Consider the following 8,447-nt stretch of genomic DNA (forward strand, 5'->3'; position numbering starts at 1 on the left):
CGCTCGACCATGGTGGCGAGGCGATCCTGATCCCAATCGACCCGTTTCGGCAGATCGGCGACCACGGTGAAATCCCCGTCGTCGAAGCGGATCGTACCAGTGTCCTTGCCCGCAGCCTGCCGTTCCTCGGCGGCGCGGGTGGCGTAGCGGACCGTCAGCGCGCCATCGAGGCGGGCCTTCGCGGCCTTGGTCCGCGCCATGCGTTCGTCGACGTCGCGCTGCAGGATGGCCAACAACTCGACGGGCAACTGGGCGATGTCCTGCTGGCCGAGGCCCGGCAGGTCGTCGACGGTGGGGGTGTTCGCGGGGAACGGCATGAAAGGGTCTCCATGATCGGCAAAAAGGGATTGGAAGGCGGTCATCACGCGGCCTCCTGCTCGGCGAGCAGGAGCGCGGACAGCGACACGGCTGCGGCCTTCGGCTTGGGGCGGGCGACGGCGATGTAGGCAAACTGGTCGGGGCCCATGCGCTCCTGCACCAGATGCACGAGACCCTGTTCGGCGGCCCAGAAGGCGCGCGACCCGAGCCGGGCCAGTTCCGCGCGCTGCTGATCCGGCAACCGGGCGAACATCGGGAAGATGTCGAGAACCAGAAAGCCGCGATGGTACTCCAGCCGGTCGCCCGGCACGGCCTGCGCCACCCAGGCGCAGAACTCGATCTCGGTGAGCGGTCGGCGGGCGCGGACCGTGATGAAGGGGGTGGTGCCCATGAACATGATCTCCTCCTTTCGCCTCTACTCAGGCCGCCGCGAGATCGTCCCAGGCGGGACCGAGACCGTGGGCGGTGAGGACGTGGCGGAGATCGGCGAGGCGGCGGTAGAGCGCGGACCGGCTGCCGAACCCCTCGGCCGCCAGCGCGGTCACGGGGCGATGCGCCAGAGCCGCGCAGAACCGGCGATCCTCGGCCGGGAGCCGCGCGAGGGCGGCCTGCAGAGCGTGGTGAAGTTCGGTGACGGCCGTGGCGCAGCAGGTCTGGCCGTGCCAGGCGGGAAGCCCGTCGTCCTCGGTCAGCGTGTCGCCGACCGGCTCGCGGGCTCCGGCCAAGGGCACATCGATTGAGAGCAGCGACCCGCCCTGCGCACGGCGCTGGCGGTGATGGCGCATCGCGATCCGCGAGGACTGGTTGCGCAGCACGATGTTGGCGAAGGCGCCGATGCTGCCGCGCCGCGCGTCGAAGCCAGGCAGGCGGCAGATCAGGTCGACCAGAAGGTCCTGGCGGAGATCGTCATGATCGGCTGCGGGCAAGACCAGCTTGCGGCGCAGACGGCGCGCGGCAGCATCGGCTTCAGCGATCAGCGTGGAAAGGTCGGTGGGGGTAATCGGAGGGTGCATGTCGTTCGGTCCTGGTCGTTTCTGGTGACCAGCCGAAGATGCAACCTGCTGTAATTATTTATCTCTCGGGCTTCTCCCGAAAACCTCCCGAAAACCTCCCGGAGCCGGAGAACGGGTCTAGGCCATGAACCCAATCTCGGACGCGGCGAGGGTGAGGCGGTAGCCCACCTTCGGCTTCGTCTCGATCAATGGGTGCCCCGGCGCCTCGATTTCGCTCGCCGATTTTCTTAACGCGTTGCGCAACCGGTAGATGCACCGATCTACCTGCTCCGGATTGGCGTCCCGCCCCGTGCTGGCCCGAAGCGCGGCTGCAATACTGTCGCGCAGAACCCAGCCGCCGACATCCGCGGCCTCTTCGGCCAGCAGGACGAACCCATCGAAATCCCTCGGCTCGATGGAAATCTCGAGACCGTCGAAGATCACGCGCCGTCCTGTCCGGTCGACGACCAGGCGGGTCTCTGCGGCGGGCATCGATGACGCGAGGCGAACTCGGTCAAGGTTCATCGCGAAGGGCGATCCTGGGACCTGACCCATCAGATCTTCCGCCACCGCAAGGGTCATGCGCATCGCGTCGAGCTGGCGGGCAACTGCGGTAGGCAGATCGATGCGACCAAGACTGATCAGGGTGACAGACGCCTCGGTATCGATCGCTCCCCTGACATGGTCCACGACTTCCTGCGCCGTTGCCTCGCGCAGCCGCCGCACGAGGCAAATCTCGGCTGACCGGCCCTGACGGAAGTATCGTCCGAGCCGCCAGACCCGCGTCGAGATTGCTGACGGGCCGGGCCCCTCCAGCCCGGACTGCTCGCGTATCGCGCGGCACATCGCACCGATGTCGATGTCGAATGCCCGAATATCCAGTGCATCCCCTTCGCGTTCGCAGGCGCCGGTTTCCGGATCGACGACGATCAGCGCTTCGTCGTCGACCTGAAAAACCGTGGCTCCGTCGTCCCGCAGATCCTCTCGCTCCGTCAGGATCCCCAGGTTGCGGAGCGTGCGGACGAAGCGCGGATCGTAAGGCTTCAGGTCCGCGGCCCCTATGGAACGGATCGGATGGCGATCACTCTGCTGCAGCAGCAGCCTGATCAGTCCTGCGGCGCTTTCGAATTTCATTGTCTTCCAGCATCTCGAGTATGAGCCTTTCGTGCGAATGATCGCGCATGCTGACCGTTCGCGGCGGTCTGATCGTGACAGGCACAACGATTTCGCTGTCATCGACTTCGATTGTCACGTCGATCTTGGCATGCACGATCCGCACATCCGCGACGTCGATCTCGGGGGCCACATCCTTCAAGCGTCTGAGCGCATTCTCGGTATCCCCGAGCGTCAGATACCAGGGTGACCGTCGGAGACGGCCTGTCGTGGTCAGTTGGGCCTCGTCGACGCGAACTTCCCGCAGGGCGACATGGGTGATCTCGCCCTCAGGCTGAAAGTCGAACTTGAAAGCCGCGCCAAGCCCTTGCAGGGGAGCGAGCGTGTAGAGCTCTTCCTTCGCAGACGCCTCGAAGATGTCCCCATCCCCGAGCACGTGGTCCCCGAAGATCTTGACCAGCTTCTTGGCGTCCGTTGCGGACTTCGACCCTACCGCGATCGAGCTCCTCCGCTGGTCATACTCGATCGTCGACTGGACGATTTCACGGAACTTCAGCGTGTCCTCGGTGCCCTCCTGGTCGACGTTCTTCGTCTCCGCTTTTGACCCGTGCAGGATCAGTACGCGCAGCAGGTCTTCCTCCTCGAACCATCGGACCTCGCAATAGTGCCCGTTGTATCGGCTCGCAAAATGCAGCCGTGCCGCCTCGGCGAAACCATCCTGGACACCAGGGTCATGATGCCGAAGATCGACGTCCTCCCGCTCCGCATCGCGTTCGAGCTTGGTCGAGTGGGCAAGGAAAGCCGCCGCGCTGAGGGCGCGGTCGAAGATGGGCCGGTGATCGAGCCAGGTGATCAGCGCAATGAAACGGGGTGTGAAGCGTAGATCATCAGCTGAATCTTCCGCCCGAAACGCAGCCAAGACATCGGTGCCAGCGTCCGAGGCGATCTCCTGGATGATCCGTGCGCCTGCATCCGTGGAAAGCGTGGAGATGTTGTAGAGGGCGAACTGCAGCTTCGCCGGGAATCGCATGTCGGCCTTGGCGAAGAGGTCGAAAATCGCATCGCGCCTCTCCCCATCGTCTTCCGGCAATCCATCCCAATCGAAGTCGATGTGGCGGAGATAGGGGGCCAACAGGCGGTGGAGCAGTTCGAGATCGACGGTTCTCGAAAATGCGCGATCGACGAAATTTCTGATCCTCTTCGGCATGTAAACTCCTTTTTGTCCTGAAACCCTCTCGCTGACCGGTGGGAACCGGATTGCGTAGCTGCGGCCTGCCTCACCTCGCGCAAAAATACTGCACAGCCAGCATTGCTTGAAGCAACACCGCTGATTCACGGCACGAAGGCAAAATCTGTTCTGATTATGTTCTACCTGACAGATCAACCGTGAGTCGAGTCCAGACGCTCACATGTCCCGCGCATCAGGGTCCGATGGGACGGTTCGCGATCACGGTGAGTAGAGGCCAGAGGAGACGACTGCCCCGAGGCCCGCATGAAACGCCCCAATCCGCTGCCGCCCGACCAGATGACGCCCGCAGAGCGCCGCGCCGAGCTGTGCGGCCTGCTGGCGCTCGGACTTGTCCGGTTGCGGATGCGGGATGGGGGCGAAGTATCTGACGATACTGGAGAACGTTGCCTACACTATCCGCCCGACCAATGCCGTCATGCAACTCCAACTCACCGGAGAAACGCATGAAGAAGCCCGATCCCATCCCCGCGCGCCTGGCCGCGCTCAAGACCACGCCGACGCCCGGTCTGAAGCAACAGTGGCGCGATCTGTTCGACAGCGAGCCGCCACCGTTCAACCGCCGCTACCTTGAAAGCCGCATCACCTATCGCATCCAGGAACTGGCCTACGGCGGGCTGAAACCCGAGACCATCCGGCGGCTTGAACGGCTGGGCGAGGAACTGGACGGCGGCGACCGGGCGAAGCGCGGCATCCGCGCCGATCGTGATCGCCCGATCACCGGCACGCGGCTGCTGCGCGAATGGCAGGGCGTCGAGCAGATTGTCACCGTCACTGCCGAGGGCTTCGAATGGCAGGGTCGGCCGTACAAGTCGCTGTCCGCCATCGCGCGCGCCATCACCGGCACGCGCTGGAATGGCTGGACCTTCTTCGGCCTCAAGAACCACAGGGGGCGGACATGACGAAGCCACCCGAAAAATCGAAGGTCGTCCGCAAGCTGCGGTGTGCCGTCTACACCCGGAAATCCTCCGAGGAAGGGCTGGAGCAGGAGTTCAACTCGCTCCACGCCCAGCGCGAGGCATGCGAAGCCTACATCGCCAGTCAGCGGTCGGAAGGGTGGGTGCTGGTCCGCGATCAGTATGACGACGGCGGCATCTCGGGCGGCACGCTGGACCGGCCCGGCCTGAAGCGGCTGCTGGAGGACATCGAGGACGGGCTGGTCGACGTGGTAGTCGTCTACAAGATCGACCGCCTCAGCCGCTCGCTGGCCGATTTCGCCAAGCTGGTCGAGGTGTTCGACCGGAACGGGGTGACCTTCGTCTCGGTCACGCAATCGTTCAATACTACCACATCCATGGGGCGGCTGACGCTGAACATCCTGCTGTCCTTCGCCCAGTTCGAGCGCGAGGTGACCGCCGAACGCATCCGCGACAAGGTCGCCGCCTCTCGGCGCAAGGGCATGTGGATGGGCGGGGTGCCGCCCTACGGATACCGGGTCGAGAACCGGAAGCTGGTGGTCGACGAAGAAACCGCTGCGCATGTGCGTTGGATCTTCGCCCGCTTCCTCGAGATCGGGTCCTGCACGGAACTGGCGCGGGAGGTTGGCAGGCGCGGAATCCAGACGCCGCGCGGCAACCGGATCGACAAGAAATACATCTATCGGATGCTCAGCAACCGCGCCTACATCGGCGAAGCGGTCCACAAGGGCGACAGCTATCCCGGCGAACAGGACGCGATCATTGACGGCGAGATGTGGGACCGAGTCCACGCCATCCTGCAGGAGAGCCCCCGCAAGCGCGCCGCGCGGACCCGCGCCGACACGCCCGCGCTGCTGAAGGGGCTGCTGTTCGGCCCAGATGGCGCGGCCTTCTCGCCCACGCATACCCGCAAGGGCGACAGGCTCTACCGCTACTATGTGAGCCAGACCGTGCTGAAGCATGGCGCCGGGTCGTGCCCGGTCGGCCGCGTGTCCGCAGGTGAGATCGAGGCCGCCGTGATCGACCAGCTCCGCGCCGTGTTCCGCCAGCCTGAGATCGTTGCAGGGACGTGGAAGGCGGCGCGGGCCCACGCCGACGACATCTCCGAGGCCGACGCCCGCGCGGCCCTGCAGCAGTTCGACCCGCTGTGGGACGAACTTTTCCCCGCCGAACAGGCGCGCATCGTGGGGCTGCTGGTCGAACGCGTGGACATCGGCACGGGTGGGCTCAACGTCCGGCTCCGCGTAGACGGACTCAGCAGCCTCGCTCGCGAGATGCTGGCCGGCGGCATCGGGGAAGCGGCGTGACCCGCGGGTCCACGATCCCCGAGATCGTGACACTGCACGTCCCATTCCGCGTGGTGAAGCGTGGGGGGCGTAAGGAGATGCAGCTCCCTGAGGGCACCGCGCAACCGCGGAAGCCCGACAACTCACTGATCAAGGCGATGGCCCGAGCGTTCCGCTGGAAGCGGTTGCTCGAGTCCGGCGAGTTCACGACCGTCGCCGAACTGGCTGAGCGGGAGGGTATTGGGTCATCATACGTGACACGTGTCCTCCGACTCACGATGATCGCGCCCGACATCGTCGAGACGATCCTGGACGGTAATCAGGTGCCGGAGGTGACGCTGGCGCGGGTACTTGAGCCATTTCCGACGGATTGGGAACAACAGTGCTCAATATGGATGCTAAATGATCGTCATGCGGTTAATAAATGAAATGCCATAATTCAACTTGCATCCTGACACCCACATTCTTTTCGGCGTGGGCGAGGTCCACAGGTACGAACGCTGCTGGGCAATCAATCGTGGGAACAGCGCGATGCCGACGCGATATTCGGTAGGCGGTTTTCTTACGACTACCAGATTTGGTTGGCGTGGCTTTGGCCGTTGGTTTAGAAGGGGTGCAGTTCACCACGCCTTAACAGTGGGAACGCAATAAGAACTCTACACGAGGGCGAGCCACATGAACTTCATCGCGTTGGAATCTAAGCAGAAATTGCGCGGTGGATACTACACTCCGAACGATCTTGCCGCCTTCCTGACTCGCTGGGTTGCGCCCACCAAGGGCTCACGCGTCTTGGAGCCCAGCTGCGGCGACGGCGCATTCTTCCCCACACTGGAGGGGACTGAGGCCAGCGTCACTGCGTTCGAGCTGGCACCCGAAGAAGCCGCCAAGGCAGCCGCGCGGGGTCTTCCCGACTGCACGGTGCACAACCGCGACTTCCTCGGCTGGGCGCTAGAAAGCAGGAGCGGCCAGTTCGATGCGGTAGTCGGTAATCCGCCTTTCGTTCGCTACCAGTATCTGCCTGCCGCCTTTCAGACTAATGCCGAACGGGTGTTCGCGCGACTGGGTTGCAAGTTCACGAAGCACACGAATGCTTGGGTGCCATTCATCCTCGCGTCGATGGAATTGCTGCGACCCGGCGGGCGTCTGGCGATGGTAGTTCCGTCCGAGATCGTACACGTCATGCACGCGCAGTCTCTGCGGACATATCTCGGCCAGCAGTGCCGCCGCATCGTCATCGTGGACCCGCAGGAAATCTGGTTCGAGGGCACTTTACAGGGGGCAGTTCTCTTGCTGGCGGAGAAGAAGGCCGCCCCGGACGAATACGGCGAGGGGCTGGGTATCCACCGCGTGTCTGGCCGCGACTTTCTGCGGCAAGACCCAGAAGCAGTATTCAACATTCCCCGTGCGATAAACGGCAAGACGGTACAGGGCAAATGGACTCGCGCGCTTGTGCCGCCTGCCACGCTCGCCATACTGGACTCGATAGAGGCCAGCGATGGCTTCTGCCGCTTTGCTGACGCTGCAAGGGTGGACGTGGGCATCGTCACCGGGGCCAACAAGTTCTTCCTAGTGACTGATGAGGTGGTACGACAGTACGGGCTTGAACGGTGGGCCCACCCAATGTTTGGGCGAAGCGACCACTGCCCCGGCGTGATTTATGACGATGCGCAGCACGACCGAAACGCTGCCAGCGGCAAGCCCACTAACTTTCTGTGGCTGGATCGGTCTGTCGAAGACAGCGCACAAGGCCGCGCCTACATTGCATCGGGCGAGCGAGAGAATTTTCATAAACGATACAAGTGCCGCATACGCAGCCCGTGGTACACGGTGCCCTCGGTGCACACGACAGAAGTCGGAATGCTCAAACGCAGCCACGACACGCCCCGCCTGATCCTCAATCGAGCTGGGGCCTATACGACAGATACCGCCTACCGCATTCGCGCGCTGCGCGGCACAGCGGATGCCCTAGTCTATGGCTTCTACAATAGTCTAACCGCCTTGAGCGCAGAACTGGAAGGGCGTCACTACGGTGGCGGCGTTCTGGAACTCGTGCCCAGCGAGATCGAGAAGCTGCTATTGCCCGCCCCAGAGGCTATTGCGCCCGATGTGGAGCGACTGGACCGAATGGTGCGGCAGGATGCAGTGGCCGACACGCTAGAGGTACAATCGGAAGCCGTGCTAGGTGCGTTGACCAAGAACGAACAGATGGAACTGCTCGCGGCGTGGGCTATGCTCCGTGACCGACGGCACCGCCTACCTACTTAATCAATTTCAATGACATAGCGACCCATAGCCGACGCAGGTTGGTACAGCTTAAGAGTGCGTCCGACTAGACCTGGTTGCTTAATATGGTTGGTGGCACCAGCCCAGTGCAATCCGGTTGTGTAGTTGCCCTGTCCAGCAGCCCAAGATGGTTTGTGGCTCAAAGGCATGTCGAAGTCACCGACATACACGCCAGCAATGATCAGCGAGGTCGGCGCAGGTCGTGTCTCGAATCTGGTGGAAATTCTCCGGCGGCGTTCTCCGGGCGGGTTGATTTGGGCCTGATCAGGCGGCGAGGTCAAGGGTCATGGGC

General features: G+C 63.4%; 9 protein-coding genes. 4 read left to right on the forward strand and 5 right to left on the reverse strand.

What is annotated here, in order from left to right:
- The 5 genes from ACSSV8_RS19665 to ACSSV8_RS19685 form a co-directional block, all read right to left on the reverse strand.
- The coding region (locus ACSSV8_RS19665; protein ID WP_454283604.1) for a hypothetical protein at positions 1-362 on the reverse strand (362 nt) is incomplete at its 3' end.
- Positions 362-715 carry a hypothetical protein gene (locus ACSSV8_RS19670; RefSeq protein WP_454283605.1) on the reverse strand — a complete coding sequence of 118 codons (354 nt, stop codon included), beginning with the start codon at positions 713-715 and terminating at the stop codon, positions 362-364. The genes ACSSV8_RS19670 and ACSSV8_RS19665, both read right to left, overlap by 1 nt.
- 22 nt (positions 716-737) lie before the next feature.
- Positions 738-1,331 carry a sigma factor gene (locus ACSSV8_RS19675; protein WP_454283606.1) on the reverse strand — a complete coding sequence of 198 codons (594 nt, stop codon included), beginning with the start codon at positions 1,329-1,331 and terminating at the stop codon, positions 738-740.
- Between the two features lie 117 nt (positions 1,332-1,448).
- Complete coding sequence (locus ACSSV8_RS19680) at positions 1,449-2,444, reverse strand: winged helix-turn-helix domain-containing protein (RefSeq protein WP_454283607.1); 996 nt, start codon at positions 2,442-2,444, stop codon at positions 1,449-1,451.
- The gene (locus tag ACSSV8_RS19685; protein WP_454283608.1) at positions 2,392-3,630 is read right to left on the reverse strand and encodes a hypothetical protein; all 1,239 of its coding nucleotides are present in this window, start codon (positions 3,628-3,630) and stop codon (positions 2,392-2,394) included. Before ACSSV8_RS19685 ends, ACSSV8_RS19680 begins: the two co-directional genes overlap by 53 nt.
- Before the next feature lie 485 nt (positions 3,631-4,115).
- On the opposite strand from ACSSV8_RS19685, the gene ACSSV8_RS19690 reads away from it, so the two are divergent.
- From ACSSV8_RS19690 to ACSSV8_RS19705, 4 genes are all read left to right on the forward strand, one after another.
- Positions 4,116-4,571 (forward strand): DUF2924 domain-containing protein, encoded by a 456-nt coding sequence (locus tag ACSSV8_RS19690; protein ID WP_454283609.1) that lies wholly within the window; start codon positions 4,116-4,118, stop codon positions 4,569-4,571.
- Positions 4,568-5,893 carry a recombinase family protein gene (locus ACSSV8_RS19695; RefSeq protein WP_454283610.1) on the forward strand — a complete coding sequence of 442 codons (1,326 nt, stop codon included), beginning with the start codon at positions 4,568-4,570 and terminating at the stop codon, positions 5,891-5,893. The genes ACSSV8_RS19690 and ACSSV8_RS19695 overlap by 4 nt, the downstream gene beginning before the upstream one ends.
- 77 nt (positions 5,894-5,970) lie before the next feature.
- On the forward strand, positions 5,971-6,300 hold the full coding sequence (locus tag ACSSV8_RS19700) for a hypothetical protein (RefSeq protein ID WP_454283611.1): 330 nt from the start codon (positions 5,971-5,973) through the stop codon (positions 6,298-6,300).
- Positions 6,301-6,547: 247 nt separating this feature from the next.
- Positions 6,548-8,137, forward strand: coding sequence for an N-6 DNA methylase (locus tag ACSSV8_RS19705; protein ID WP_454283612.1), 1,590 nt, complete (start codon positions 6,548-6,550; stop codon positions 8,135-8,137).
- The last annotated feature ends 310 nt before the right edge of the window (positions 8,138-8,447 follow it).

This window comes from Roseovarius sp. MBR-79, assembly GCF_053628555.1.